This window comes from Pseudomonas sp. NPDC087814 (assembly GCF_044742865.1).
Taxonomy (GTDB): domain Bacteria; phylum Pseudomonadota; class Gammaproteobacteria; order Pseudomonadales; family Pseudomonadaceae; genus Aquipseudomonas.
Genome location: NZ_JBIUVK010000002.1, coordinates 189,785 through 214,063 on the forward strand (window position 1 = coordinate 189,785; position 24,279 = coordinate 214,063).

Here is a 24,279-nt window from a genome sequence, read left to right on the forward strand (position 1 = left end):
GCTTGCTCCAATCTCTGGTTGATCTGCGGCAAGGCGTCGCAGGCCTTTGTTATATGGTTTGTTAGCTTGCTAAGTAAATAACCAGGAATTGCAACACACCTTTACAGAAACTGGAGTAATCCCGCGAGCCCACGCAAACCGCGACATTGCGTCGCAGGGCGCTGAGTTTTATGACAAAAGTTTCATGTTGGCGTCAGGCGACAGGCGAAAAAAAGCCCCGCGTACGCGAGGCTCTTTCATTGCGCAGAGGATCAGCTGCCTTTGACAGCCTTGCCGTCAACGGTACCGTCTTGCAGCATGATGTTGTATTCCTTGCCGTCAGTCTCGACCTGGCGCAGGGCAACCAGGATGCCGCCCCAGTCCTTGGCAAACCACATTTGGGTAATGCGCTTGCTTTGAGTCGGGTCACGCACGCGCTCAACCTTGATCGCATCGATGGAGCCGGCTTTGGTCTGGACCTTTTCCGGGCCGATCACGCGGAAGTCGTAGGTATCGACATCAGTGCCTTCGACGACGTTGTAGCTCATGCTTTTCTTGCCGGCTGCCACATCGCGCTGCAATGCCAACTGGTAGGTCGACTTGTCGAGCATGCCGCTTTGAAGGGCCACGTTGACCGGGTCCTTGTTTTCAAAGCCGGTGACTTTCTTGGCCGTCTGATCGAAGTCGAGGTTGATCTTCTTCGTCTTGCCCAGGCCACCGCGTTCGAAGGTGTAGCTCACCGGTTGCAGGGCGTCTTTGTCGAAGCGGATCACGCTGGTTTCAGTCAGGCTGGCGATCATCATGGAAGCCTTGAAATTCAAGGTCCAGCTGCCGTTGTCATTCTTGGTCAGGCTGCGTTCTGCCGAACCACTCATGGGCAACTGTTTCCAGTCGGCGGTGTAGCTGGCGGAGAAAGGGTGAAGGTCTGCCGCTTGCACGGCAGGCAAGGCGAACAGCGCAAAAGCGAAGAGCAGGGCGCGACGCATAAAGTCTCCTAGGTTCGAATCAAGTGGCCGCTGGCCGCAAGTAACTGACCGTCCAATAATGCACCGTGGTCGCCAAGAATCAACCGTCCCTCAGCGAACCAGCGAACAGCCAGCGGGTAAATCCTGTGTTCCTGGGCGTGAACCCGTTGCGCAAGCGTCTGCGCAGAGTCCGCAGACTCTACCGGAACTACTGCCTGTACGACCAGAGGCCCGCCATCGAGTTCCTCGGTGACAAAGTGCACGCTGCAGCCGTGCTCGGTGTCGCCGGCCTCCAGGGCACGCTGGTGGGTGTGTAACCCTTTGTATTTTGGCAGCAGGGACGGGTGGATATTCAGCAGACGCCCGTTGTAGTGACGCACGAAGTCAGCGCTGAGAATGCGCATGAAGCCGGCCAGTACCACGAGTTTGGGGTTGAAGGCGTCGATCAGTTCGATCAAGGCGCTGTCGAAGGCCTCGCGGCCTTCAAAAGCCTTGTGATCCAGGGAGCGGGTGTCGATACCTGCGTCCCTGGCGCGTTGCAGGCCGTAGGCGTCGCTGCGGTTGGAAATCACCGCAGCGATGCGCACCGGGCTGTCGCCGGCGCGCGTGCTGTCGATCAGGGCCTGCAAGTTACTGCCGGTGCCGGAGAGCAGCACCACGACATCACAGGTTGCAGGCATCAGTGCGCCTTAAGGTTCTTCAGTTCAACCTGAGCCGCGCCTTCAGGGGCGGTAGCGATCTGGCCGATGACCCAAGGCTGTTCGCCGGCTTCACGCAATACGTTCAGCGCGCTTTCAACGTGCTCTTGAGCCACGCAGATGACCATGCCCACGCCGCAGTTCAGCACGCGGTGCATCTCGGTTTCGTTGACGTTGCCTTTCTCTTGCAGCCAGTCGAAGACTGCCGGGCGCTGCCAGCTGGCCACGTCGACAATCGCCTGGGCGCCTTTAGGCAGTACGCGCGGGATGTTGTCCAGCAGGCCGCCACCGGTGATGTGGGCCATGGCCTTGACCGCGCCGGTGTCCTTGATCAGCTTGAGCAACGGCTTCACGTAAATGCGGGTCGGGGCCATCAGCAGGTCGGTCAAGGGCTTGCCGTCGAGCTGGATGGTTTCGATGTCGGCGCCGGACACTTCGATGATCTTGCGGATCAGCGAGTAGCCGTTGGAGTGCGGGCCGGACGATGGTAGGGCCAGCAGGGCGTCACCGGCAGCCACCTTGGAACCGTCGATGATTTCGGATTTTTCGACAACGCCGACGCAGAAACCGGCCAGGTCGTAGTCTTCGCCTTCGTACATGCCTGGCATTTCAGCGGTTTCGCCGCCGACCAGGGAGCAGCCGGACAGTTCGCAGCCAGCGCCAATGCCGGTGACCACCTGGGTAGCGGTCTCGACGTTGAGCTTGCCGGTGGCGTAGTAGTCAAGGAAGAACAGCGGCTCGGCGCCGCACACCACCAGGTCGTTCACGCACATGGCAACCAGGTCGATGCCGATGCTGTCGTGCTTGTTCAGGTTCAGTGCCAGGCGCAGCTTGGTGCCCACACCGTCGGTGCCGGAGACCAATACAGGCTGCTTGTAGCCGGCCGGGATCTCGCAGAGGGCGCCAAAACCGCCCAGGCCGCCCATGACTTCGGGGCGCGCAGTGCGCTTGGCGACGCTCTTGATGCGTTCGACCAATGCTTCACCGGCGTCGATGTCTACACCGGCGTCCTTGTAGCTCAGGGAGGGTTGCTTGCTCATGATCCAGGCCTTTAGGGGGGATTCAGGGGTAACGACCGAATGCGGCGGGTGTACCGAAACCTGAAGTTTCAGCACGGCCTGCCATTGACGGTCTGCGAAGGCGCGCGATTTTATCAGGCTTGAGGGGCAGCGGCCATCCTCGGGCCGACGGGCAGGGGCAATAGCTGTTAAAAAAATCGCTAATCGAGTCGGTCACAGGCCCTATTAAGGTATAGCCTTTAACTCGCTATCGTTATGACAGTACAAAAACTTGCCGAGACCCTGTGAATGTTTTGCCGGTCGCTGTGGTCACAGCCTTGCTCAACAGTGTTCACGCGGTCTGTTCCAACCGCTTATTTGCCGTTCGGGAATCTTCTTTCATGGGTCTGAGTAAATATTTTTTTGTGGGCTGCTTGTCGTTGGTCAGCCTGGCGAGTCATGCCGAAACCCTCAATGGTCTCTATCAAGTGCTGGAGCCGGTCAGCAGTCAGTCTCCCCAGGAGCGCGACCAGGCGACCCAGCGTGCCCTGCAAACCCTGGTGATCCGCCTGACCGGCGACGCCAAGGCCGCCGATGGCCCGGGCCTGGCGGCGATCCGCAAAGACCCGCAACAAATCATCAGTCAGTATGGCTACGACGCCGGCCCGCCGGAAAGCCTGCAGGTGGATTTCGACCCGGTCAGCACCGACCGCGCGTTGCGTGGCGCGGGCCTGGCGCTGTGGGGCAGCAATCGGCCATCGATCCTCGGTTGGTGGCTGAACGATTCCGTCGAAGGCAGCAGCCTGGTCGGTGATGGCCAGGCCGTCGCCCAGCCGCTGCGCCGCGCGGCCCAGCACCGTGGTTTGCCTTTGCGCCTGCCGCTGGGTGACCTGGACGAACAAATCGTCGCCACCGCCCCGAATCTTGAAAGCCCTGACGCCACACCGCTGCGCGCCGCGTCCGAGCGTTATGGGGCCGATGCCTTGCTGGCGGTGCATGCTCGCGAAGATGGCGGCCAATGGTCGGCCAAATGGCGCCTGTGGCTGGGGGATAAAAGCGAGCAGGGCACCGCCACCGGCACTGATACTGCCGCATTGGCTGACGCTGTGCTGCTGGCCGTCAGCGAACGCCTGGCACCACGCTTTGCGGTCAAGGCCGGCGCTGCCACCAGTGATCAGTTGCTGGAAGTGCAGGGCATGAATCTCGAGCATTACGCCGCCCTCGGCCATCTGCTGGAACCGTTCGGTGCCCAGCCAGTGCGCGTGGACGGCACTCGCATCGTTTATCGGGTGAATGGCAGCGCCGAGCAGCTGCGCACCCAGTTGAGCCTGGCCAAGTTGCAGGAAATCCCGGCAGGTGAAGCTCCGGCTCCGCAGCCGGTGGTAGAAGGCGCGCAACCGGCACCGGTCGAGCCGACGCCGCAGCTACGTTTTCATTGGTAAGTGTTCTTCCTTCTTATATAGAAGCAGGAAGCAAATAACAGAGGGAGTGGTTTATGGCGGATACGCGTCGTTGGGTGTGGCTTGGCGGGATTGTCCTGCTGTGCGTTTTTGTGTTCCTGCTGCATTCGATCCTGACGCCGTTCCTGGTCGCGTTACTGCTGGCCTACCTGTTCGATCCGGTGGTGGATCGCCTGGAAAAGATCGGCCTGTCACGTACCTGGGGCGTGGTGGCGGTGTTTGCGTTGTTCACCTTGATCATCACGGCGCTGGTCCTGGTGCTGGTGCCGATGTTGGCCAAGCAGTTGTTCAAGCTCTATGAGCTGGCGCCGCAGATGCTCGACTGGCTGCAACACACGGCCATGCCGTGGGCGCAGGCCAAGCTGGGGTTGGCAGACGGCTTCTGGAAGTTCGACAAGGTCAAGGCGGCCATCAGCGAGCACATGGGCCAGACCACCGACATTGTCGGCGTGGTGCTGAGCCAGGCGACGGCGTCGAGCCTGGCGCTGATTGGCTGGCTGACCAACCTGGTGCTGATCCCGGTCGTGGCGTTCTACCTGCTGCGGGACTGGGACATCATGATGGCCAAGATCCGCGGCCTGCTGCCGCGCGACCGTGAGGAGCGCATTGTCTCCCTGGCCGAGGAGTGTCATGAGGTGCTCGGCGCCTTCGTCCGTGGCCAGTTGCTGGTGATGCTGGCGCTGGGGATCATCTACGCGGCGGGGTTGATGGCGATCGGCCTGGAACTGGGGCTGTTGATCGGCCTGATCGCCGGCCTGGCAGCCATCGTGCCTTATATGGGCTTCGTGATTGGTATCGGTGCGGCGCTGGTGGCCGGGTTGTTCCAGTTCCACGGCGACCTGTACCCGATGCTCGGGATTGTCGCGGTGTTCATGGTCGGCCAGGCCCTGGAAGGCATGGTGCTGACGCCATTGCTGGTGGGCGACCGGATCGGCCTGCACCCGGTGGCGGTGATCTTTGCGATCCTGGCGGGCGGCGAGCTGTTCGGCTTTACCGGCATCCTGCTGGCGCTGCCGGTGGCGGCGGTGATCATGGTGCTGGTGCGCCATGTGCACGACTTGTACAAGGACTCGGACATGTACGCCGGAACCGACGAACCGGAGTTATAACCGCAGCATCACAAACCCGGCTCAAGGCCGGGTTTGTCATTTATCGGCTCTGGCGTTTCGCCATTGCGTCAAACATTCCTCACCAAATCCAACAAGTTAACGCAAACCTTTGATTTTGCTTGTGGTCTGCTGCATTGTGCGCCCGGCGTCACGGGTATAAACTTTGCAAACTTTACACAGAGGTCACTAACGGTTCGATTGGAACCGTTCAGTCAGCATGAAACCGATTCAGCTGCCCCTAGGTGTGCGTCTGCGTGACGACGCCACCTTTATCAATTACTACCCAGGCGCCAATGCCGCTGCACTCGGCTATGTCGAGCGGCTCTGCGAAGCCGACGCCGGGTGGACCGAAAGCTTGATCTACCTCTGGGGCAAGCACGGCGTGGGGCGTACCCACTTGTTACAGGCCGCTTGCCTGCGCTTCGAACAGATGGGTGAACCGGCGGTGTACCTGCCGCTGGCGGAGCTGCTGGACCGCGGTATCGAGATCCTCGACAACCTTGAACAATACGAACTGGTCTGCCTGGACGATTTGCAGGCAGTGGCGGGGCGGGCAGATTGGGAAGAGGCACTGTTCCATCTGTTCAACCGCTTGCGTGACAGCGGCCGGCGCTTGTTGATTGCCGCCTCCACCTCGCCACGTGAGCTGCCGGTGAAGCTGGCGGACTTGAAGTCGCGGCTGACCCTGGCGCTGATTTTCCAGATGCGCCCGTTGTCCGACGAAGACAAACTGCGGGCCCTGCAACTGCGTGCTTCGCGCCGCGGGTTGCACCTGACCGATGAAGTCGGGCATTTTATTCTCACTCGCGGTACACGCAGCATGAGCGCACTGTTCGACTTGCTCGAACAGCTCGACCAGGCTTCCTTGCAAGCCCAGCGCAAGCTGACTATTCCCTTCCTCAAAGAAACCCTGGGCTGGTAGCCAGCCCTTTAAAACCGGGGCTTTCGGCAAATTACAGGCGCCAGAAAACCTGCGTTTGGGCCGTTTTGGCCACGCAAATGGCTGGCATAGGGTGTTAAGGGCTTAGATGTCATAGTCCAAACAAGAAGTCACATAGATCACGATTGAATTTGCAAATCGATGTGATAGAAGGCATAGTCTCGGCTTCTTTACACATCAGCCACGGTCGTGCCCATGCTAAATCGCTTCGCACCCCTCGTGCCTCTCGCACTCGTTACCCTGTTGTTTGGTTGCGCCACCCACACTCAAAACGTGGCTGAGCAGCAAAAACCAGTACAGCAGTCCCAGGCAAAATTCGTTGCGTCGCAGTCTTCCACTGTTTATCAGGAAGAGATCGCAACTGAAAAAGAACTCGCCGACTTCGCCGGCGCCAAGCCTTACCAGCTTCCCGTTCTGGCCGACAGCATTCTCGAACGCGGCATGTCCCTGATCGGTACCCGTTACCGTTTCGGCGGTACCTCTGAAGCCGGTTTCGACTGCAGCGGTTTCATCGGCTACCTGTTCCGCGAGGAAGCCGGCATGAACCTGCCGCGTTCCACCCGCGAAATGATCAACGTGGATGCACCGTTGGTCGCGCGGAACAACCTCAAGCCCGGTGATCTGCTTTTCTTTAGTACGGCTGGCCGTGGTCGTGTCAGCCACGCCGGTATCTACCTGGGCGACAACCAGTTTATCCACTCCAGCAGCCGCCGCAGCGGTGGTGTGCGAGTCGACAACCTGGGTGACAGCTACTGGAGCAAAACCTTCATCGAAGCCAAGCGCGCCCTGGCGATGGCCCCGACTACCGTTACCGCCAGCAAGTAAAGTTAAAGTGATACTTGAAGTTTGACGTGTAAGCGCTAGAATCCCTGGACATTGTTGTAAATTGATCGCGCGAGCTTTGCTTGCGCGTTCTGTTTTTCAACGTTCGGCAGCGAAAGCCGCATCCAGATCAGGATTGTTCTGCCCATGTCGACCTCGGCCCGCCTAATTCTTCTCGTTTGCGCCGCGCTGCTCAGCGCCTGCGCAAGTCGTCCTCCGCCTGCTCCCGTGGCCGTCAAGCCCAAGCCGGTGTTCAACACCTATGCCACCCAAAGTTTCTCGCCTGCGGCCGAAGACGTGCTTTTTCGTGCGCTGGGCCTGGTCGGCACGCCTTATCGTTGGGGCGGCAACACGCCGGACTCGGGGTTTGATTGCAGTGGCTTGATCGGTTTCGTCTACCGTGACGCGGCGGGCATCTCCTTGCCACGTACCACCCGCGAGCTGATCGTGATGCGCGCCCAGGACGTGAGCGAAAACAACCTGCAGACCGGTGACCTGATCTTCTTCGCCACGGGTGGCGGCTCGCAGGTCAGCCACGCCGGGATCTACGTGGGAGAAGGGCGCTTTGTGCATGCGCCGCAAACCGGCGGTACGGTGAAGCTGGACACGCTGTCCAAAGCCTATTGGCAAAACGCCTACCTGAGCGCCAAGCGTGTGTTGCCAGCCGAGCACCTGGCACGAAACCCCTAGGAAAACACGAAACCAAATGTGGGAGCGGGCTTGCTCGCGAATGCGGTGGATCAGTCGACAACAAGCTGACTGACACACTGCATTCGCGAGCAAGCCCGCTCCCACATTTGTTTTGCGGTGTTTGCGAAGCTGGCTATTTAGCCGCCGACACTCGCCACACCTTGTTCCCCACGTCATCCGCCACCAGCAAATCCCCCTGCTTGTCGATCACCACGCCGACCGGGCGGCCCATGGCTTTCTCATCGCTATTGAGGAACCCGGTCAGCACATCCACCGGCTGGCCTTTGGGTTTGCCGCCTTCAAACGGCACGAAGATCACCTTGTAGCCACTGTGGGGCTTGCGGTTCCAAGAACCATGCTGGCCGATAAACGCGCCATTGCTGAATTGTGCCGGTAGCTTGCTGCCCTCGGCAAAGGTCAGTCCCAGGGAGGCTGTGTGCGGGCCCACCGCGTAGTCCGGGGCAATCGCCTTGGCTACCAGTTCCGGGTTCTGCGGACTCACCCGCACATCCACGTGCTGCCCGTAGTAACTGAAGGGCCAGCCATAGAACGCGCCATCCTTGACCGAGGTGATGTAGTCCGGCACCAGGTCGCTGCCGATTTCATCGCGCTCATTGACCGCCGTCCACAGCTTGCCGCTTTGCGGTTCCCAGGCCATGCCGTTGGGGTTGCGCAGGCCGGAGGCGAAGATGCGGTGCTGGCCGGTGGCGCGGTCCACTTCCCAGATCGCGGCGCGGCCTTGTTCGGCTTCCAGGCCGTTTTCCGCGACGTTGCTGTTGGAGCCCACGCTGACATACAACTTGCTGCCGTCCTGGCTCGCGACCACGTTCTTGGTCCAGTGATGGTTGATGCTGCCGCCCGGCAAGTCGGTCACCGTGGTTCCGGCTTCCTTGATCGAGGTTTCGCCTGGCTGATAGGGGAAGCGCAGCAGCTTGTCCGAATCGGCCACATACAGGTCGCTGCCCACCAGTGTCATGCCGAACGGCGAGTTCAGGTTCTCCAGGAACACCGTGCGGGTTTCGGCTATGCCGTCGTGGTCGGCGTCCCGCAGCAGGGTAATGCGGTTGGGGCTCGGCACGGCGGCCCCGGCGCGGCCCATGACTTTCTCCATCACCCAGCCACGAATACCCTTGGAATCGTCCGGTTTGGGCGGCGCATTGGTTTCTGCCACCAGCACATCGCCATTGGGCAGCACATACAGCCAGCGCGGATGGTCCAGGCCTTCGGCAAACGCCGCTACTTGAGTGCCTGCCGCCGCCGTTGGCTTGGTGCCTTCGGGCCAGCCGATGGCCGGGGCGATATTCACCGTGGGGATCAGGGTTTTATTCGGTTCCGGCAGTTTGGGCGAGGGCCCGGTGCCGTCGGACACTTGCAGGGTAGAGCTTTCGCCGCAGGCGGCGAGGGTGCCGGCGAGCATGATCAGTAGGGAAAGTCGGGTCTTGTGCATGGTTTTCTCCTTAATACCTGTAGCGGTAGAGGCACGCAGCGGCCCGATGGTTCACGCGCATGTCCGGCTTTAATTGACGCTCCACCCCCAACCCACTAACCTTCGCGGCTTGTTTCAGGTGCTCTGTGGCGTACGCGCCGACTGAGTGAAACAGGGAAGCCGGTGAGTGAGCGCATTTTTCTACAGTGCTGCCACGATCCCGGCGCTGCCCCCGCAACGGTAAATGAGTCAAGACGGTGCCTTAAGCCACTGTATCGCCCGCGATATGGGAAGGCGCACCTTCGGCATCCAATGCCACTCATGAGCCCGGAGACCGGCCTGATCCATCCAACAGCATCACGGTGGGCGATGCTTGGCTGTCTGTATGTGTCTTTTTCCTGCCCGCCGTTTTTGTCCAGCCCCAACGGAGAGCTGCCATGACTGAATCCCCCGATCGTGACGAACGCCACCTGGCGCGCATGCTGCGCAAAAAAGCCGTGATTGACGAGCGCATTGCCAATTCACCGAACGAGTGCGGGTTGCTGCTGGTGCTTACCGGCAATGGCAAAGGCAAGAGCAGCTCGGCCTTTGGCATGCTCGCCCGGGCCATGGGCCACGGCATGCAGTGTGGCGTGGTGCAGTTCATCAAGGGCCGCAACAGCACTGGCGAAGAACTGTTCTTCCGCCGTTTCCCCGAGCAGGTGCGCTTCCACGTGATGGGCGAAGGTTTTACCTGGGAAACCCAGGACCGCGCCCGCGACATCGTGGCCGCCGAAGCCGCCTGGGCGGTCTCCCGGGAAATGCTGCAGAACCCGGCCATCGGCCTGGTGGTGCTGGATGAACTGAACATCGCCCTCAAGCACGGCTACCTCGACCTGGACCAGGTACTCAGCGACCTGCAGGCCCGCCCGCCGATGCAACACGTGCTGGTCACCGGCCGTGGCGCGAAACCCGAATTGATCGAAATGGCCGACACCGTAACTGAAATGGGCATGCTCAAGCATGCGTTCCAGGCGGGTATCAAGGCGCAGAAAGGCATCGAACTTTGAATCAGCCCCGTCACTGTCCTGCTGTGCTGATCGCCGCACCGGCGTCCGGCCAGGGCAAAACCACCGTCACCGCCGCGCTCGCCCGTTTGCACCGCAACCTGGGGCGCAAGGTGCGAGTGTTCAAATGCGGCCCGGACTTTCTCGACCCGATGATCCACGAGCGCGCCAGTGGTGCGCCGGTCTATCAATTGGACATGTGGATGGTCGGCGAGCAGGAAAGTCGCCGATTGCTGTGGGAAGCGGCGGGGGAAGCCGACCTGATCCTGATCGAGGGCGTGATGGGCCTGTTCGACGGCACGCCGTCCAGCGCCGACCTGGCGCGGCATTTTGGCGTGCCGGTACTGGCGGTCATCGATGGCACGGCCATGGCCCAGACCTTCGGTGCCCTGGCATTGGGCCTGGCGCGTTACCAGCCGGACCTGCCGTTTGCCGGCGTGCTGGCCAACCGCGTCGGCACGCTGCGCCATGCGCAACTGCTTGAAGGCAGCCTGACCGAAGGCCTGCGCTGGTACGGCGCACTGTCCCGGGAAACCGGGATCGAATTGCCCAGCCGCCACCTTGGCCTGGTGCAGGCCAGCGAATTGAACGACCTCGACCTGCGCCTCGACGCCGCCGCCCAGGCCCTGGGCAGCAGCTGTGAGGTAGCGCTGCCACCGCCGGTGGAATTCGCTGCGCCCGAGGTAATCGAGGCCCAACCGTTGCTGGCCGGCGTGCGCATCGCCGTGGCCCGCGACGAAGCCTTCGCGTTTACCTACGGCGCCAGCCTCGACCTGTTGCGAGCGATGGGCGCCGAGCTGCGCTTCTTCTCGCCGATTCGTGACCGCGCATTGCCCGAAGCTGACAGCCTCTACCTGCCCGGCGGTTATCCGGAATTGCATCACCAGGCGCTGTCGGAAAATACCGCGATGCTCGACGCCATCCGCGCCCACCACGCTGCTGGCAAGCCACTGCTGGCCGAATGCGGCGGCATGCTCTATCTGCTGGACTCACTCACCGATGTCGACGGCACCCGTGCCGAACTGGTCGGCCTGCTCCAGGGCGACGCCGTGATGCAAAAGCGTCTGGCGGCACTGGCCCTGCAAAACGTCGAACTGCCCGAAGGCCTCTTGCGCGGTCACACCTACCATCACTCGCTGACCAGCACCGAGTGGCAGCCGATTGCCCGGGGCCTGAGCCCGAATGGCGGGCGCGGTGCCGAGGCGGTTTATCGTCAGGGCCGGATGACGGCTTCCTACGTGCACTTTTACTTCCCGTCCAACCCGATGGCGGTGGCTGCCTTGTTTGCGCCAAGCCTTGAGACCGCCATCGCAGGCAAGCCAGCTCCCACACTTGACCGAGTTGAAACGCAATCCAATGTGGGAGCGGGCTTGCTCGCGAAGAGGCCATGACTGACAACGCCTTTCCGGAAGCCGACCGCGAAGCCGTCTACCGCGCCATCGCCGAACGCCGCGACATGCGGCACTTCAGTGGTGGCAGCGTGGCGCCGCAATTGCTCCATCGCCTGCTGCAAGCCGCGCACCAGGCGCCGAGCGTCGGCTTGATGCAGCCCTGGCGTTTTATCCGCATCAGCGACCGCAACCTGCGCGGCCAGATCCAGCAGCTAGTGGAAGAAGAACGCGTACGCACCGCCGAGGCTCTCGGCGAGCGCTCCGACCAGTTCATGAAGCTCAAGGTCGAAGGCATCAACGACTGCGCCGAAGTGCTGGTGGCTGCCTTGATGGACGACCGCGAGCGGCATATCTTCGGGCGCCGCACCTTGCCGGAAATGGACATGGCATCGTTGTCCTGCGCGATTCAGAATCTATGGCTGGCGGCTCGTGTCGAAGGGCTGGGCATGGGCTGGGTCTCGCTGTTCGAGCCCCAGGCCCTGGCCGATCTGCTGGGCCTGCCGCCCGGTGCCAAGCCGTTGGCCGTGTTGTGCCTGGGCCCGGTGGCCGAGTTCTACCCGGCACCGATGTTGCAGCTCGAAGGCTGGACCGAACCACGGCCGCTGAGTGACATGTTGTACGAGAATGTTTGGGGAGTGAGTCAATGAGTGTGGCCTTGCTGAGTGTCGCTGCCGTGGCGCTGGATGCGCTGCTGGGCGAGCCCAGGCGCTGGCATCCGCTGGTGGCGTTCGGCAATTTTGCCGGGCGCATCGAGCAACGATTCAACTCCGGCGGTCGGGGCTGGCGCAGCCATGGCGTCACCGCCTGGGTGATCGCGGTGGTGCCGCTGACCCTGCTGGCCACGGCCCTCTCGTGGGCGCCTTACATCGGTTGGGTCCTGGAAATCCTCGCGCTGTATTGCGCCCTCGGCATGCGCAGCCTCGGCGAACACGTGCTGCCGGTGGCGCAAGCGTTACGCAGTGATGATCTGGACGAGGCCCGCAAGCGTGTCAGCTATCTGGTGAGCCGCCAGACCAGCGAGCTGGATCGCACCGAAGTCGCCCGTGCAGCCACCGAATCGGTGCTGGAAAACGGCAGCGACGCGGTATTTGCCGCCTTGTTCTGGTTTGTGGTCGCTGGCGTGCCCGGCGTGGTGCTCTATCGCCTGAGCAACACCCTGGATGCCATGTGGGGCTATCGCAATGAACGCTTTGAGCGTTTCGGCTGGGCCGCAGCAAAGATCGATGACGTGCTCAACTACATTCCGGCGCGCCTGGTGGCGTTGACCTACGCGCTGCTGGGCAAAACCCGCCTGGCTCTCAAATGCTGGCGCACCCAGGGCCCGACCTGGGACAGCCCCAACGCCGGCCCGGTGATGGCTGCGGGTGCCGGTGCCCTTGGCGTGGAGTTGGGCGGTGCAGCGATTTATCACGGTGAGCTGCACCAGCGCCCGCCACTGGGCGAAGGCCCGCCGGCGGATGCGGATTCCATCGAGCGTGGCTGGCAACTGGTGCAACGCGGCGTGTGGCTGTGGTTGCTGATCCTGTGTGTGGGGGCTGAGTTTTATGCTTGAGCACGGTGGCCGCTTGCGCAAGGCGGCGATGCAGTACGGCATTCCAGAAGCAGACTGGCTGGACCTGTCCAGCGGCCTGGCGCCATGGCCGTTCCCGATTCCGGAAATCCCGCTGCGGGCTTGGGCACGCCTGCCTGAAAACGACGACGGCCTGGAGCAGGCTGCCTGTGAATATTACGGCACGCCCCACGTATTGCCGGTGGCCGGCTCCCAGGCCGCGATCCAGTTATTGCCGCGCCTGCGCCGGGCCGGCAAGGTCGGTGTGCTGTCGCCGTGTTACGCCGAACACGCAGAAGCCTGGCGTCGCGCCGGCTACATCGTGCGCGAAGTGCTGGAGCAGGAAGTCGACTTCTTCCTCGACAGCCTCGACGTGCTGGTGGTGGTCAACCCCAACAACCCCACCGGCCTGAGCCTGACGCCGCAACGCCTGCTGGACTGGCATGCTCGCCTGGCCCAACGCGGCGGCTGGCTGGTGGTGGATGAAGCCTTCATGGACATCACCCCGCAACTGAGCCTGGCGGGCCAGGCCCATCAAGTCGGCCTGATCGTGCTGCGCTCGTTCGGCAAATTCTTCGGCCTGGCCGGAGTGCGGCTGGGGTTCGTGCTGGCCGAGCGCAAGCTGCTCAAGCTGCTCGCCGAACAGGTGGGGCCGTGGGCCGTCAGCGGGCCGACGCGGGTGCTTGGGCAAGTATGCCTGCGCGATACGGCCGGCCATGCGCAACAGCGGCTGCGTTGCGAATCGGCCAGCCAGCGCCTGTTTGATGTGCTTGAACGCCACGACTTGCGGCCCCAGGGCGGCTGCGCGTTGTTCCAGTGGATGATCACGGACCGGGCTGAGCAGCTGCATGAATTCATGGCCCAGCGCGGCATTCTGCTGCGCTTGTTTGTCGACAACAGCAGCCTGCGTTTCGGCCTGCCGGATACCGAGGCCGACTGGTTGCGGCTGGAACAGGCACTGAAGGCCTACAAGGAAGCCTCATGAGTACCTTGATGGTGCAGGGCACCACCTCTGACGCCGGCAAAAGCACGCTGGTGACCGCACTCTGCCGCTGGCTGGTGCGCCAGGGCATCCCGGTGGTGCCCTTCAAACCGCAGAACATGGCACTCAACAGCGCCGTGACTCCCGAAGGCGGCGAAATCGGTCGGGCCCAGGCGGTGCAGGCCCAGGCGGCGAACCTGGCGCCCCACACCGACATGAACCCGGTGCTGCTCAAACCCAACAGCGACACGGGCTCCCAAGTGATCATCCACGGGCGCGCCGTGACCACCATGAATGCCGTGGCCTATCACGATTACAAAGCCATCGCGATGCAGGCGGTGCTTGCCTCCCACGCGCGCTTGAGTGCGGCGTATCCGGTGGTGATGGTCGAGGGTGCGGGTTCACCGGCCGAGATCAACCTGCGGGCGAATGATATTGCCAACATGGGCTTTGCCGAGGCGGTGGACTGCCCGGTACTGCTGATTGCCGACATCAATCGTGGCGGGGTGTTTGCGCACCTGGTGGGTACGCTGGAATTGTTGTCGCCGACCGAACAGGCGCGGGTCAAAGGCTTCATCATCAACCGGTTTCGCGGGGATATTGCGCTGTTGCAGCCGGGGCTGGATTGGCTGGAAGCGCGCACGGGCAAGCCGGTGGTGGGGGTGTTGCCGTATGTGATGGATTTGCACCTGGAGGCCGAGGACGGCATCGACCAGCGCCAGATCGACAAGGCGGCGCAGGTGCTCAAGGTGGTGGTGCCGGTATTGCCGCGGATCAGTAATCACACGGATTTTGATCCGTTGCGGTTGCATCCGCAGGTAGATTTGCAGTTTGTGGGGCCGGGGCAGGCGATTCCTGCGGCGGACCTGATTATTTTGCCGGGCTCGAAGAGTGTGCGCAGTGATTTGGCGTATTTGCGGGCCAACGGGTGGGATACGGCGGTGGCGCGGCACCTGCGTTATGGCGGGAAGGTGCTGGGAATTTGTGGTGGGTTGCAGATGCTCGGCGAGCAGGTGCATGACCCGCTGGGGTTGGAAGGGCCTTGTGGTTCTAGCGCTGGGCTGGGGTTGTTGGCGTTCAGTACGACCCTGGAGGAGGAGAAGCAGCTGCGTAACGTGCGGGGGCGGTTGTTGCTGGAGGAGGCCGAGGTGAGTGGGTATGAGATCCACGCGGGTGTAACCAGTGGCGCTGGCTTGGTGCGGGCTGCGGTGCAGTTGGACGATGGGCGCCTGGATGGGGCTCAGAGTGAGGATGGGCAGGTTCTCGGGACCTATCTGCATGGGGTGTTTGAAACGCCGGCTGCGTGTAGTGCGTTGTTGCGGTGGGCGGGGTTGGAGGATGTGCAGGAGGTGGATTATCACGGGTTGCGGGAGCGGGATATTGAGCGGTTGGCGGACTTGGTAGAGCGGCACCTGGATACCGGGTTGCTGCGTTCGTTGTGTGGGGTTTGAGTTGGTTGTAATGGACCGTGTACATATCCGTTGCTGCGGTAACGGCCGCTTATGGTTCCGCTCTTACAGCGGGTCACTTTTGGCAAACGCCCCAAAAGTAACCAAAAGGTCTTTGCCCCACCACTCGGTGCCTCGCCTAGGCTCGGCATGCCCGCACTCCGGCCCGGTTCCGCGGGCCGCCGCGACGGGCCATCCATGGCCCGGCGCGGCTAAATCGGCATCCTTGCCGATTTACCCGCTCCACCCTGCCTACTTGCGGCCATCGTGGTTGACGGGGCCCGCAGATCAAAATCAAAAGCAGATCAAGATCAAAAGCACGCAGCCTCGCTGGCGCTCGACAACTGCTACGGGCGGTGTGGCTCTGCTTTTCTGTAGGAGCTGGCTTGCCGGCGATGCAGACAACTCGGTGCATCAGGTACACCCAGTTGATGCTATCGCAGGCAAGCCAGCTCCCACATTTGACCGTGCCCGATTCTGATCTTGCTGTTGCTGTTGCTTCACCACACTCAAGCCGGCCGGTAGGCCGCTGTGCTCTTGCTTTTGATCTTGATTTTGATCTTGATCTTGGGCGCCCCGTTAAACCACGCTGGCCGAACGCAGGCTTTGGAGCGTGGGTAACCCGGCAGGACGCCGGGTTAGCCGCGCTGGGCCAAGGATGGCCCATCGCGGCGGCCCACGGTCCAAAGCCGGAGTGAGGGCACACCGAGCCTAAGCGAGGTGCCGAGTGGTGGGGCAAGAGCGTTTTGCTTACTTTTGCGCTCTTCAAAAGTGAGCCGCTGTAAGAGCGGAACCAATAGTCGCCGTTACCTAAATAACGGATATACACACAGTCAAAAACAGAGGCACAACCCATGCTCCAGTTGATCCTCGGCGGCGCCCGCTCCGGCAAAAGCCGCCTGGCTGAAAAACTCGCCACCGACAGCGGCCTAAGCGTCACCTACATAGCGACCAGCCAACCCCTGGACGGCGAAATGACCGCACGCGTCGCCCACCACCGCGAACGCCGCCCATCCGAATGGGGCCTGATCGAAGAGCCCGTCGAACTGGCCCGTGTCCTCAAGGAAAACGCCACCCCGAACCATTGCCTGCTGGTCGACTGCCTGACCTTATGGCTCACCAACCTGCTGATGCTCGAAGACCCCGACCGTCTCAAAGAAGAGCGTGAGGCCTTGCTCCAAACCCTGGCCACCCTCCCAGGAGAAATCATTTTTGTCAGCAACGAGACCGGAATGGGTGTCGTCCCGCTGGGCGAATTGACTCGCCGCTATGTCGATGAAGCCGGTTGGCTGCATCAAGCCTTGGCCGAACGTTGTCAGCGCGTTGTCCTGACCGTCGCCGGCCTGCCCCTGACTTTGAAAGGTACTGCGTTATGACCGACACCTGGTGGCTCAACCCCTGCAAAACGATCGACACCCAAGCCCACGAACAAGCCCTGGCCCGCCAGCAGCAACTGACCAAGCCCGCCGGCTCCCTCGGCCGGCTGGAAGCCGTGGCCGTCCAACTGGCCGGCCTCCAGGGCCAGGTCAAACCCAGCGTCGACCACCTGTGGATCGCGATCTTCGCCGGCGACCACGGCGTCGTCGCCGAGGGTGTCTCCGCCTTCCCCCAGGAAGTCACCGGCCAGATGCTTCACAACTTCGTCACCGGTGGCGCCGCCATCAGCGTGCTTGCGCGCCAACTCGACGCCAAGCTGGAAGTGGTCGACCTCGGCACCATCACCCCGACGTTGAACCTGCCGGGCGTCCGCCACCTGAATATCGGTCTCGGTACCGCCAACTTCGTCAACGGCCCGGCAATGACCGAAGCCCAGGGCCAACTTGCCCTGCAAGCCGGCCGCGACAGCGTGCACCGCGCTATCGCAAGCGGTGCGCAACTGTTTATCGGCGGCGAAATGGGCATCGGCAACACCACCGCCGCCAGTGCCCTGGCCTGCGCGCTGCTGGATTGCCAGGTCAGCGACCTGACCGGCCCCGGTACCGGCTTGAACGCCCAGGGTGTCAGCCACAAAGTCGCCGTCATCCAGCGCGCCCTGGCCCTGCACGCAGGCGACCGCGACGACGCACTGAAAACCCTGTTCAACCTCGGCGGCTTTGAGATTGCCGCACTGGTCGGTGCCTATCTGGCCTGTGCCCAAGAAGGTGTCGTGGTGCTGGTGGACGGTTTTATCTGCACCGTCGCCGCCTTGGTCGCCACGCGCCTGAACCCCGGCTGCCGTGAATGGCTGCTGTTCGGCCACCGCGGTGCCGAGCCCGGCCATCGTCACGTGCTGCAAAGCCTCAACGCCGAGCCGTTGCTGGAACTCGGGCTGCGCCTGGGCGAAGGCAGTGGCGCCGCGCTCGCCGTGCCGTTGCTGCGCCTGGCCTGCGCGCTGCACGGGCAGATGGCGACCTTCGCCGAAGCAGCCGTAGCGGATCGCCCGGCATGACTTTGCGCCTGGACCTGCTGCGCCACGGCGAAACCGAACTGGGCGGCGGCTTGCGCGGCAGCCTGGACGATGCGCTCACGGCCAAGGGCTGGGAGCAGATGCGTGGGGCGGTGGTGGAGCAGGGCCCATGGGAGCGTCTGGTCAGTTCGCCGCTGCAACGTTGTGCGCGGTTTGCCGAGGAGTTGGGCACGCGCCTGAATCTGCCGGTAACCCTCGAAAAGGATCTGCAGGAACTGCACTTCGGCGCCTGGGAAGGGCAGAGCGCCGCAGCCTTGATGGAAGCCGACGCCGACGCGCTGGGTCTGTTCTGGGCTGATCCCTACAGTTTTACGCCGCCGCAGGGCGAGCCGGTTTCGCAGTTCTCCGCGCGTGTTTTGGGGGCTGTCGGCCGCTTGCATCAAGCCTATGCCGGCCAGCGAGTGCTGCTGATCAGCCATGGTGGAGTCATGCGTTTGCTGCTGGCCCAGGCGCGTGGTCTGCCGCGTGAGCAACTGTTGAATGTCGAAGTCGGCCATGGTGGCCTGTTCAGCCTGCAGGTCGAGGCGGATGGCGTATTAAGGGAAGGACGCTGAGCATGTTGCCGTTCTGGATCGCCTTGCAGTTTCTCAGCAGCCTGCCGATTCGCTTGCCGGGCATGCCGCAACCCCAGGAACTGGGGCGTTCGTTGCTGTTTTATCCGGTGGTGGGGCTGCTGTTCGGGCTACTGCTGTGGGGCTTGAACGCCGTGTTGATGGGCGCGCCATTGCTGCTGCACGCCGCGCTGCTGTTGACCGCGTGGGTGTTGCTCAGTGGCGGCCTGCACCTGGACGGCCTGGCCGACAGCGCCGACGCCTGGCTCGGTGGCTTCGGTGACCGCGAGCGCACCCTGACCATCATGAAAGACCCGCGCAGCGGCCCGATCGCGGTGGTCACCCTGGGCCTGGTGTTGCTGCTCAAATTCACCGCGCTGGTGGCATTGATCGAGCAGCACAACGGCGCCGCGCTGATCCTTGCACCGTTGATTGGCCGCGCTTCGATGCTGGCGCTGTTTCTCACCACGCGCTATGTGCGCGCCGGTGGTCTGGGGCAGGCCCTGGCGGATCATTTGCCACGGATCGTCGGCCAACAGGTGCTGATCCTCAGCGGCCTGGCGTGTATCTTGATCGGCGGTTTCAGTGGCGGGATTGCCGTGCTGGTGGCTGCCCTTTGTTTTATCGGCTTGCGCCAATTGATGGTCAATCGCCTCGGCGGCACCACCGGCGACACCGCCGGCGCGCTGTTGGAGCTGCTGGAAGTGGCGGTGTTGATCAGTCTGGTGCTGTAACACTTTCTTGCATTTCATTAATCCCGGGTATATACACGCTCCATGCTTGCCTCCCAATGTTTATGCACAAACCTGCGTCGCGCCGCTCGTGGCGTCAGCAGGCATTACGACGGCGCTCTCGACGGCTTCGGGATCAACGTTGCCCAGTATTCTTTGCTGTGTAATCTGCAGCGCCTCGATCAACCGAGCATTTCCAGCCTGGCCGACGCCATGGGCCTGGATCGCAGCACACTGGGGCGCAACCTGCGGGTGCTGGAAGGCGAGGGCTTGGTGCAGTTGGTGGAGGGCGATGACTTGCGCAACCGCCTGGTCTTGCTGACCGAGGCGGGTATCGAACGGCTCGCCGCCGCATTGCCGGCCTGGGAAGCGGCGCAGCAGAAATTGATTGATAAGTTGGGCGCCGAAAAGCGCGAAACCCTGTTGGCCTTGCTGGATGAACTCGCTTGACGCGAGTTTGTTCGATGATAAGCGGGTATATACCCGCGAACGGAGAATAAGAAATGACCTCGATGTGGCGCACCAGCGGCTGGATTCTTGTGGGGAGTGCGCTGATCCTCGCGTTGTCCCTCGGCGTGCGACATGGCTTCGGCCTGTTCCTGGCGCCCATGAGTGCCGAATTCGGCTGGGGCCGTGAGACCTTTGCCTTTGCCATCGCCCTGCAAAACCTGATCTGGGGCCTGGCACAGCCGTTTACCGGCGCCCTGGCCGACCGCTTCGGCGCCGCCAAGGTGGTGATGATCGGTGGTGTGCTTTACGCGCTGGGCCTGGTGTTCATGGGCCTTTCGGATTCGGCGTGGTCGCTGTCCCTGAGTGCCGGGTTGCTGATCGGCATTGGCCTGTCGGGTACTTCGTTCTCGGTGATCCTCGGGGTGGTGGGGCGTGCCGTGGCGCCGGAAAAACGCAGCATGGCCATGGGTATCGCCAGCGCCGCCGGCTCGTTCGGCCAGTTCGCCATGTTGCCGGGCACCCTCGGTTTGATCGGCTGGCTTGGCTGGTCCGCCGCGTTGCTGGTGCTGGGCCTGATGGTGGCGCTGATCGTGCCGTTGGTGACCATGCTCAAGGATCGACCGTTGCCTGCGGTGGCTGGCCAGCAGACCTTGCGCGAAGCCTTGGGTGAGGCCTGCTCCCATTCAGGGTTCTGGCTGCTGGCGTTCGGCTTTTTTGTCTGCGGTTTCCAGGTGGTGTTTATCGGCGTGCACTTGCCGTCGTACCTGGTGGACCAGCACTTGCCGGCCTCGGTGGGGACGACCGTGCTGGCATTGATCGGCCTGTTCAATATCTTTGGCACCTATACCGCCGGATGGCTCGGCGGGCGCATGTCCAAACCCCGTTTGTTGACCGGTTTGTACCTGCTGCGGGCGGTGGTGATCGTGATCTTCCTGTGGGCGCCGGTGACGCAGACCATCGCCTACCTGTTCGGCATGGCGATGGGCTTCCTGTGGCTGTCCACGGTGCCACTGACCAACGGCACGGTCGCGACCTTGTTTGGTGTCAGAAACCTTTCCATGCTCGGTGGGATCGTATTCCTGTTCCATCAACTGGGCTCGTTCCTCGGCGGCTGGTTGGGCGGGGTGGTCTATGATCGAACCGGCAGCTACGATTTGATCTGGCAGGTGGCAATCGTCCTGAGTCTGGTGGCAGCGGCGCTGAACTGGCCGGTGCGCGAGCGCCCGGTGGCACGTTTGCAGGCGCAAATGGGGGTGGCATGAATTCGACCTGGCATTGGCTCGGCGCAGCAGGAGCAGGACTCTTGCTGCTGCTGGCGTGGTGGGGCTGGCAACAGGGCGGCCTGGCATTGATGCAGTTGGGCATGGCGATCTGTTAAGTTCTGTGTCTGAGACTTTTCAAGGACACCTCACATGCAGATGCGCTGGTTCGCGGTACCCGCTCTGATGGTGGCTTTTGGCGGTGTCGCCATGGCTGCCGATTGCCCGCCGTTGCTTGAAGGCCAGTTGCCCAAGCTGCGCGCCAAGGAATCCATCGACCTGTGCCAGCGCTTTGCCGGCAAGCCGCTGCTGATCGTCAACACCGCCAGCTTCTGCGGGTTTGCGCCGCAGTTCAAAGGGCTTGAAGCGTTGTACCAGCGCTACAAGGGCCAGGGGCTGGAAGTGATTGGCGTGCCGTCCGATGACTTCAAGCAGGAAGCCAAGACCGGGGAGGAAACTGCCAAGGTTTGTTACGTTAATTACGGCGTGACCTTCACCATGACCGAACCACAGAAGGTCAAGGGCCCGGACGCGGTGCATCTGTTCAAGATGCTGGCGCAGCAAAGCAGTGCGCCGAAGTGGAATTTCTACAAGTACGTGGTGGACCGCCAGGGCAAGGTGATCGCCAACTTCTCCAGCCTGACCAAGCCGGATAGCCCGGACCTGGTCAAGGCGGTGGAAGACGCGTTGGCCTCCAAACCCTGATCACCGCCCACTAAAAAGCCCCGCCTCTTTTGCAAGAGTGCGGGGCTTTTTTGTGCCGCTTTACATCAGAACTTGTACGTCACGCCCAGGCCGAAACCGTTGGCGCTGTTTTCGTACTTGGCGCTGTAGGAACCCAGTGCGTTGGACTTGTTAACTTTTACCGGCTCTTCCTTCAGGTAGGAATAAGCCAGGTCAACAGTCATGTTATCCATCACGGCATAACCCAGGCCCACACTGAAGATGGTCCGGTCGCCAGTAGGAATACGTGGGGAACGGTCAGTGTTGTTGGTTGGCGACTGGTCGAAAGTCAGGCCGGTACGCAGTACCACTTGCTTGGTGACCTGGTACGAAGTACCAAGGGCGTAGGCCCAGGTGTCGTGCCAGTTCTGAGGTTCAGTGATAGTGCCGATGACCGACGGTGCGAGGAAGCCGTTGGCGCCCGTTACACCCTGGTTCTTGACAGTGATGTCTTTCAGGCGGCTCCAGCGAGTCCAGGTAGCACCGCCATAGAGTTTCCAGGCGTCAGTCAGGTCCTGGGTTACCGACAGGTCGTAAGACTCTGGCGTGTCGATGCTCAGCGAGGCGTCGTAGCGGCCACTGCCAATGGCACCGGCAGTCGGGGCAGGCGCTGTCACCTCGGTGTGGCCGTCAAGCTTGTAGCTGACCTTGGAGTGGTAGGTCAGGCCGACGCGCGTGGTATCGGTGGCCTGTACCAGTACGCCGACGTTGAAACCAATGGCGGTATCGTCGCCCTTGATCGTGACGTTGGTCGAAGGCACGGCAGGGTTCAGGGTCAGTTCGGACTCCAGCTTGCCGGAGATCCGGTTGATGGTAGGACCGAAACCGATGGAAACCCGGTCGTTGAATGCGTAGCTGACCGTTGGCTGCAGAGTGATTACAGATACTTTGCTGTAGCTGCCGAACCCGCTGCCCTGGAAGCCGCGTTCGTAATCAGTCACCAGGCCGAACGGTGCGTAAACACCAAAGCCGACAGCCCACTGATCGTTGAGTTTGTTGGTGTAGAAGCCGAACGGTACGCCGGTGAAGGGCACCATGTCGCCTTTGTTGGTGCCCCTGGAACGGCCGCCGGCATCTTTGATGTCGGTCGAGGCATCGATGGCTGCAACACCACCCGTGATTTGCTGGCCTTCAAGGCGAGCCATACCGGCAGGGTTGCCATAAACAGTGCTTGCGTTATCGGCAGATGAAGAACGTCCCGCAAAACCGGTACCCATCCCGGCAACGTCTTGTTCGTTGAGGGCGAAGCCGCTCGCGAACACGTGGGAGGATGCCATTGCAACGGCGAGGCTAAGTGTCGTCTTGAGCATTACTTTTTTCATTATTAGAACTCCGTGGTGATCACCGCTGCGGAAAGTAACAATAAATTTATGTTTGCGCTATAGGCTCAAACACAGGAGATAGAGCGGTTTTGTAGGACAATCCGACCAAAATCAACGTTTTTAGCCGAATCTTGCAAATCGCCCGGTCAACAGGCGACGTGATTCATGGGTGAAACACAGGTTTGCCAGGCCTGGGTGAAATCCCGGAGCCGGCCTTGAGGGTGAAATATTTCTTTCCAGATACGTGCCATCGCCAATACGTCGTCGGCCGGTGGCAGGTTTGGGCGGTGTTGTTCCACCAGCAGCCAGGCGATGGCGGTGGCGTAGCGCAGGTTGACCGTCAGCTCAACCTGCGGCCCGCTGAGGAAGGCATGCTGGCTGGCGAGTCCGCGTACCAGGCTGGCGCGCTCGGGGTCCAGCGCCAGGTAGTTATCCCACAGCGCGCGATGGCGCGGCTCGGTGATGCTGTAGAGGCCATGGCCGCGGCGGTCGTGCAGGGCTGAGCCGAGCGCCGACTGGCTGGCGGCGATGCCCAGCAGCAGGGATTCAGCCGTCTGGTTATGGCGACCCAGGTAAAGCAGGGTGGGCCGGATCACATAACGACACAATTCGCTGGCGGCGATGCCCATAAATGCCTCAATCCATGAAATTAATCGGCGATACCTGAGCGAGGGCTTGGCAGCGGTGAATCGGATCTCAGGTCCGCCGGAAGCGGATCATGCCGCTTGAGTTGAAGTGTAGTGTCATATTTACGATGTAAAGGACTGTTTTTAAAATATTTTCATCATTTAGTTATATCGTTTATATCAATTTAAACTTAGCGCGCCTGAATTTCAGGCAATAAAAAACCCCGGGTTTTAACCGGGGTTTTTGTGTTTCAGCGATTCGGGTCGATCAGGCAACCAGTGCCTGGCGAGTACGATCGATCACGGCCTGCAGCGGTTCTGCGCTGGAGTATTGATCGGGGTACAGGCGTTCGCTGTGACGAGCGATGCCGTGTTCGTTGACCAGGGTAAAGCTGAAGCAGCCTTTGCGAGCGGCCATGATCAGGCAGTTCATTGGTGCAAAAGCGTTGGTGAGGGTGCGAATGGCATCCTGAGTGTGGATTTGAGTGGACATATTATTGGTGTTCCTACAAATGACACGGTTAAGAACCGTGCAACGTTAAAACGTTCCAGTGACGTTGATCACCATTGATCGAACGAAGAACCCGACTGGAACAAAGCAGCCAGTTTGAAGCGCTATTAAGTTGGCGCGCTTGGGCTGGCAGGTAGGTACTTAGGAGGGCAGGCAA

General features: G+C 61.6%; 25 protein-coding genes and 1 riboswitch. Of the genes, 18 read left to right on the forward strand and 7 right to left on the reverse strand.

Annotated elements, in window-relative coordinates:
- Window positions 1-251 precede the first annotated feature (251 nt).
- Genes ACIOMR_RS02945 through purM form a run of 3 tightly spaced genes read right to left on the reverse strand, consistent with a single transcriptional unit; the run spans window position 252 to window position 2,682 of the window.
- Complete coding sequence (locus ACIOMR_RS02945; RefSeq protein ID WP_003210742.1) at window positions 252-965, reverse strand: DUF3108 domain-containing protein; 714 nt, start codon at window positions 963-965, stop codon at window positions 252-254.
- 8 nt (window positions 966-973) lie between these two features.
- Complete coding sequence (gene purN, locus ACIOMR_RS02950; protein WP_087694819.1) at window positions 974-1,624, reverse strand: phosphoribosylglycinamide formyltransferase; 651 nt, start codon at window positions 1,622-1,624, stop codon at window positions 974-976.
- Window positions 1,624-2,682: a phosphoribosylformylglycinamidine cyclo-ligase gene (purM, locus tag ACIOMR_RS02955; protein WP_008438191.1), complete on the reverse strand. Its 1,059-nt coding sequence runs from the start codon at window positions 2,680-2,682 to the stop codon at window positions 1,624-1,626. The genes purN and purM overlap by 1 nt, the downstream gene beginning before the upstream one ends.
- A gap of 359 nt (window positions 2,683-3,041) precedes the next feature.
- Between purM and ACIOMR_RS02960 the strand changes: the two genes are divergently transcribed.
- The 5 genes from ACIOMR_RS02960 (at window position 3,042) to ACIOMR_RS02980 (ending at window position 7,661) form a co-directional block, all read left to right on the forward strand.
- A complete protein-coding gene (locus ACIOMR_RS02960) occupies window positions 3,042-4,082 on the forward strand; it encodes a DUF2066 domain-containing protein (RefSeq protein WP_003210745.1) in 1,041 nt (346 codons plus the stop codon).
- Between the two features lie 53 nt (window positions 4,083-4,135).
- Entirely contained in the window at window positions 4,136-5,209 is a 1,074-nt protein-coding gene (locus tag ACIOMR_RS02965) for an AI-2E family transporter (RefSeq protein WP_003210746.1), read from the forward strand.
- A 217-nt stretch (window positions 5,210-5,426) separates the two neighbouring features.
- On the forward strand, window positions 5,427-6,131 hold the full coding sequence (hda, locus tag ACIOMR_RS02970) for a DnaA regulatory inactivator Hda (RefSeq protein WP_003210747.1): 705 nt from the start codon (window positions 5,427-5,429) through the stop codon (window positions 6,129-6,131).
- A 213-nt stretch (window positions 6,132-6,344) separates the two neighbouring features.
- A complete protein-coding gene (locus ACIOMR_RS02975; RefSeq protein ID WP_003210748.1) occupies window positions 6,345-6,974 on the forward strand; it encodes a C40 family peptidase in 630 nt (209 codons plus the stop codon).
- Between the two features lie 144 nt (window positions 6,975-7,118).
- A complete protein-coding gene (locus ACIOMR_RS02980) occupies window positions 7,119-7,661 on the forward strand; it encodes a C40 family peptidase (protein ID WP_003210749.1) in 543 nt (180 codons plus the stop codon).
- A gap of 133 nt (window positions 7,662-7,794) precedes the next feature.
- Here the strand turns inward: ACIOMR_RS02980 and ACIOMR_RS02985 are convergent, their stop codons facing one another.
- Window positions 7,795-9,108, reverse strand: coding sequence for a PQQ-dependent sugar dehydrogenase (locus ACIOMR_RS02985; RefSeq protein WP_401192103.1), 1,314 nt, complete (start codon window positions 9,106-9,108; stop codon window positions 7,795-7,797).
- 99 nt (window positions 9,109-9,207) lie between these two features.
- Window positions 9,208-9,445, forward strand: a riboswitch (cobalamin riboswitch).
- Window positions 9,446-9,524: 79 nt separating this feature from the next.
- Between ACIOMR_RS02985 and cobO the strand changes: the two genes are divergently transcribed.
- From cobO to ACIOMR_RS03050, 13 genes are all read left to right on the forward strand, one after another.
- Complete coding sequence (cobO, locus tag ACIOMR_RS02990) at window positions 9,525-10,136, forward strand: cob(I)yrinic acid a,c-diamide adenosyltransferase (RefSeq protein WP_003210751.1); 612 nt, start codon at window positions 9,525-9,527, stop codon at window positions 10,134-10,136.
- Window positions 10,133-11,524: a cobyrinate a,c-diamide synthase gene (locus ACIOMR_RS02995; RefSeq protein ID WP_177040351.1), complete on the forward strand. Its 1,392-nt coding sequence runs from the start codon at window positions 10,133-10,135 to the stop codon at window positions 11,522-11,524. The genes cobO and ACIOMR_RS02995 overlap by 4 nt, the downstream gene beginning before the upstream one ends.
- Window positions 11,521-12,171 carry a 5,6-dimethylbenzimidazole synthase gene (gene bluB / locus ACIOMR_RS03000; protein WP_003210753.1) on the forward strand — a complete coding sequence of 217 codons (651 nt, stop codon included), beginning with the start codon at window positions 11,521-11,523 and terminating at the stop codon, window positions 12,169-12,171. Before ACIOMR_RS02995 ends, bluB begins: the two co-directional genes overlap by 4 nt.
- The gene (gene cbiB / locus ACIOMR_RS03005) at window positions 12,168-13,076 is read left to right on the forward strand and encodes an adenosylcobinamide-phosphate synthase CbiB (RefSeq protein WP_087694822.1); all 909 of its coding nucleotides are present in this window, start codon (window positions 12,168-12,170) and stop codon (window positions 13,074-13,076) included. Before bluB ends, cbiB begins: the two co-directional genes overlap by 4 nt.
- A complete protein-coding gene (cobD, locus tag ACIOMR_RS03010; RefSeq protein WP_003210755.1) occupies window positions 13,069-14,058 on the forward strand; it encodes a threonine-phosphate decarboxylase CobD in 990 nt (329 codons plus the stop codon). Before cbiB ends, cobD begins: the two co-directional genes overlap by 8 nt.
- Window positions 14,055-15,506, forward strand: a complete 1,452-nt coding sequence (locus ACIOMR_RS03015) for a cobyric acid synthase (RefSeq protein WP_219406693.1) — start codon at window positions 14,055-14,057, stop codon at window positions 15,504-15,506. Before cobD ends, ACIOMR_RS03015 begins: the two co-directional genes overlap by 4 nt.
- 851 nt (window positions 15,507-16,357) lie before the next feature.
- Window positions 16,358-16,879 carry a bifunctional adenosylcobinamide kinase/adenosylcobinamide-phosphate guanylyltransferase gene (gene cobU / locus ACIOMR_RS03020; RefSeq protein ID WP_177008957.1) on the forward strand — a complete coding sequence of 174 codons (522 nt, stop codon included), beginning with the start codon at window positions 16,358-16,360 and terminating at the stop codon, window positions 16,877-16,879.
- A complete protein-coding gene (gene cobT / locus ACIOMR_RS03025) occupies window positions 16,876-17,931 on the forward strand; it encodes a nicotinate-nucleotide--dimethylbenzimidazole phosphoribosyltransferase (protein ID WP_401192110.1) in 1,056 nt (351 codons plus the stop codon). Before cobU ends, cobT begins: the two co-directional genes overlap by 4 nt.
- A complete protein-coding gene (gene cobC, locus ACIOMR_RS03030) occupies window positions 17,928-18,503 on the forward strand; it encodes an alpha-ribazole phosphatase family protein (protein ID WP_177046160.1) in 576 nt (191 codons plus the stop codon). The genes cobT and cobC overlap by 4 nt, the downstream gene beginning before the upstream one ends.
- 2 nt (window positions 18,504-18,505) lie before the next feature.
- Window positions 18,506-19,234 carry an adenosylcobinamide-GDP ribazoletransferase gene (locus ACIOMR_RS03035; protein ID WP_003214923.1) on the forward strand — a complete coding sequence of 243 codons (729 nt, stop codon included), beginning with the start codon at window positions 18,506-18,508 and terminating at the stop codon, window positions 19,232-19,234.
- 42 nt (window positions 19,235-19,276) lie between these two features.
- Complete coding sequence (locus ACIOMR_RS03040) at window positions 19,277-19,681, forward strand: MarR family winged helix-turn-helix transcriptional regulator (protein WP_003214925.1); 405 nt, start codon at window positions 19,277-19,279, stop codon at window positions 19,679-19,681.
- A gap of 62 nt (window positions 19,682-19,743) precedes the next feature.
- On the forward strand, window positions 19,744-20,943 hold the full coding sequence (locus ACIOMR_RS03045; RefSeq protein WP_401192212.1) for an MFS transporter: 1,200 nt from the start codon (window positions 19,744-19,746) through the stop codon (window positions 20,941-20,943).
- Window positions 20,944-21,093: 150 nt separating this feature from the next.
- Window positions 21,094-21,645 (forward strand): glutathione peroxidase, encoded by a 552-nt coding sequence (locus tag ACIOMR_RS03050; RefSeq protein ID WP_214499248.1) that lies wholly within the window; start codon window positions 21,094-21,096, stop codon window positions 21,643-21,645.
- Between the two features lie 65 nt (window positions 21,646-21,710).
- Here the strand turns inward: ACIOMR_RS03050 and ACIOMR_RS03055 are convergent, their stop codons facing one another.
- The 3 genes from ACIOMR_RS03055 to ACIOMR_RS03065 form a co-directional block, all read right to left on the reverse strand.
- A complete protein-coding gene (locus ACIOMR_RS03055) occupies window positions 21,711-22,985 on the reverse strand; it encodes an OmpP1/FadL family transporter (protein ID WP_026078188.1) in 1,275 nt (424 codons plus the stop codon).
- A gap of 146 nt (window positions 22,986-23,131) precedes the next feature.
- Window positions 23,132-23,614 carry a hypothetical protein gene (locus ACIOMR_RS03060; protein ID WP_003214935.1) on the reverse strand — a complete coding sequence of 161 codons (483 nt, stop codon included), beginning with the start codon at window positions 23,612-23,614 and terminating at the stop codon, window positions 23,132-23,134.
- 265 nt (window positions 23,615-23,879) lie between these two features.
- Window positions 23,880-24,104, reverse strand: coding sequence for a hypothetical protein (locus ACIOMR_RS03065; RefSeq protein ID WP_003214941.1), 225 nt, complete (start codon window positions 24,102-24,104; stop codon window positions 23,880-23,882).
- Window positions 24,105-24,279: the final 175 nt, after the last annotated feature.

Excerpts from the sequence above, each read along its gene's own strand:
- cobD (WP_003210755.1), top strand. The coding sequence starts at position 13,069 with ATGCTTGAGCACGGTGGCCGCTTGCGCAAGGCGGCGATGCAGTACGGC.
- ACIOMR_RS03015 (WP_219406693.1), top strand. The coding sequence starts at position 14,055 with ATGAGTACCTTGATGGTGCAGGGCACCACCTCTGACGCCGGCAAAAGC.
- cobT (WP_401192110.1), top strand. The coding sequence starts at position 16,876 with ATGACCGACACCTGGTGGCTCAACCCCTGCAAAACGATCGACACCCAA.
- cobU (WP_177008957.1), top strand. The coding sequence starts at position 16,358 with ATGCTCCAGTTGATCCTCGGCGGCGCCCGCTCCGGCAAAAGCCGCCTG.
- ACIOMR_RS02945 (WP_003210742.1), bottom strand. The coding sequence starts at position 965 with ATGCGTCGCGCCCTGCTCTTCGCTTTTGCGCTGTTCGCCTTGCCTGCC.
- ACIOMR_RS02985 (WP_401192103.1), bottom strand. The coding sequence starts at position 9,108 with ATGCACAAGACCCGACTTTCCCTACTGATCATGCTCGCCGGCACCCTC.
- cobO (WP_003210751.1), top strand. The coding sequence starts at position 9,525 with ATGACTGAATCCCCCGATCGTGACGAACGCCACCTGGCGCGCATGCTG.
- ACIOMR_RS02965 (WP_003210746.1), top strand. The coding sequence starts at position 4,136 with ATGGCGGATACGCGTCGTTGGGTGTGGCTTGGCGGGATTGTCCTGCTG.
- hda (WP_003210747.1), top strand. The coding sequence starts at position 5,427 with ATGAAACCGATTCAGCTGCCCCTAGGTGTGCGTCTGCGTGACGACGCC.
- ACIOMR_RS03050 (WP_214499248.1), top strand. The coding sequence starts at position 21,094 with ATGCAGATGCGCTGGTTCGCGGTACCCGCTCTGATGGTGGCTTTTGGC.
- cbiB (WP_087694822.1), top strand. The coding sequence starts at position 12,168 with ATGAGTGTGGCCTTGCTGAGTGTCGCTGCCGTGGCGCTGGATGCGCTG.
- ACIOMR_RS03065 (WP_003214941.1), bottom strand. The coding sequence starts at position 24,104 with ATGTCCACTCAAATCCACACTCAGGATGCCATTCGCACCCTCACCAAC.
- ACIOMR_RS02960 (WP_003210745.1), top strand. The coding sequence starts at position 3,042 with ATGGGTCTGAGTAAATATTTTTTTGTGGGCTGCTTGTCGTTGGTCAGC.
- ACIOMR_RS03055 (WP_026078188.1), bottom strand. The coding sequence starts at position 22,985 with ATGAAAAAAGTAATGCTCAAGACGACACTTAGCCTCGCCGTTGCAATG.
- purN (WP_087694819.1), bottom strand. The coding sequence starts at position 1,624 with ATGCCTGCAACCTGTGATGTCGTGGTGCTGCTCTCCGGCACCGGCAGT.
- ACIOMR_RS02975 (WP_003210748.1), top strand. The coding sequence starts at position 6,345 with ATGCTAAATCGCTTCGCACCCCTCGTGCCTCTCGCACTCGTTACCCTG.
- ACIOMR_RS03045 (WP_401192212.1), top strand. The coding sequence starts at position 19,744 with ATGTGGCGCACCAGCGGCTGGATTCTTGTGGGGAGTGCGCTGATCCTC.
- ACIOMR_RS03035 (WP_003214923.1), top strand. The coding sequence starts at position 18,506 with ATGTTGCCGTTCTGGATCGCCTTGCAGTTTCTCAGCAGCCTGCCGATT.
- purM (WP_008438191.1), bottom strand. The coding sequence starts at position 2,682 with ATGAGCAAGCAACCCTCCCTGAGCTACAAGGACGCCGGTGTAGACATC.
- ACIOMR_RS02980 (WP_003210749.1), top strand. The coding sequence starts at position 7,119 with ATGTCGACCTCGGCCCGCCTAATTCTTCTCGTTTGCGCCGCGCTGCTC.
- cobC (WP_177046160.1), top strand. The coding sequence starts at position 17,928 with ATGACTTTGCGCCTGGACCTGCTGCGCCACGGCGAAACCGAACTGGGC.
- bluB (WP_003210753.1), top strand. The coding sequence starts at position 11,521 with ATGACTGACAACGCCTTTCCGGAAGCCGACCGCGAAGCCGTCTACCGC.
- ACIOMR_RS03060 (WP_003214935.1), bottom strand. The coding sequence starts at position 23,614 with ATGGGCATCGCCGCCAGCGAATTGTGTCGTTATGTGATCCGGCCCACC.
- ACIOMR_RS03040 (WP_003214925.1), top strand. The coding sequence starts at position 19,277 with ATGCTTGCCTCCCAATGTTTATGCACAAACCTGCGTCGCGCCGCTCGT.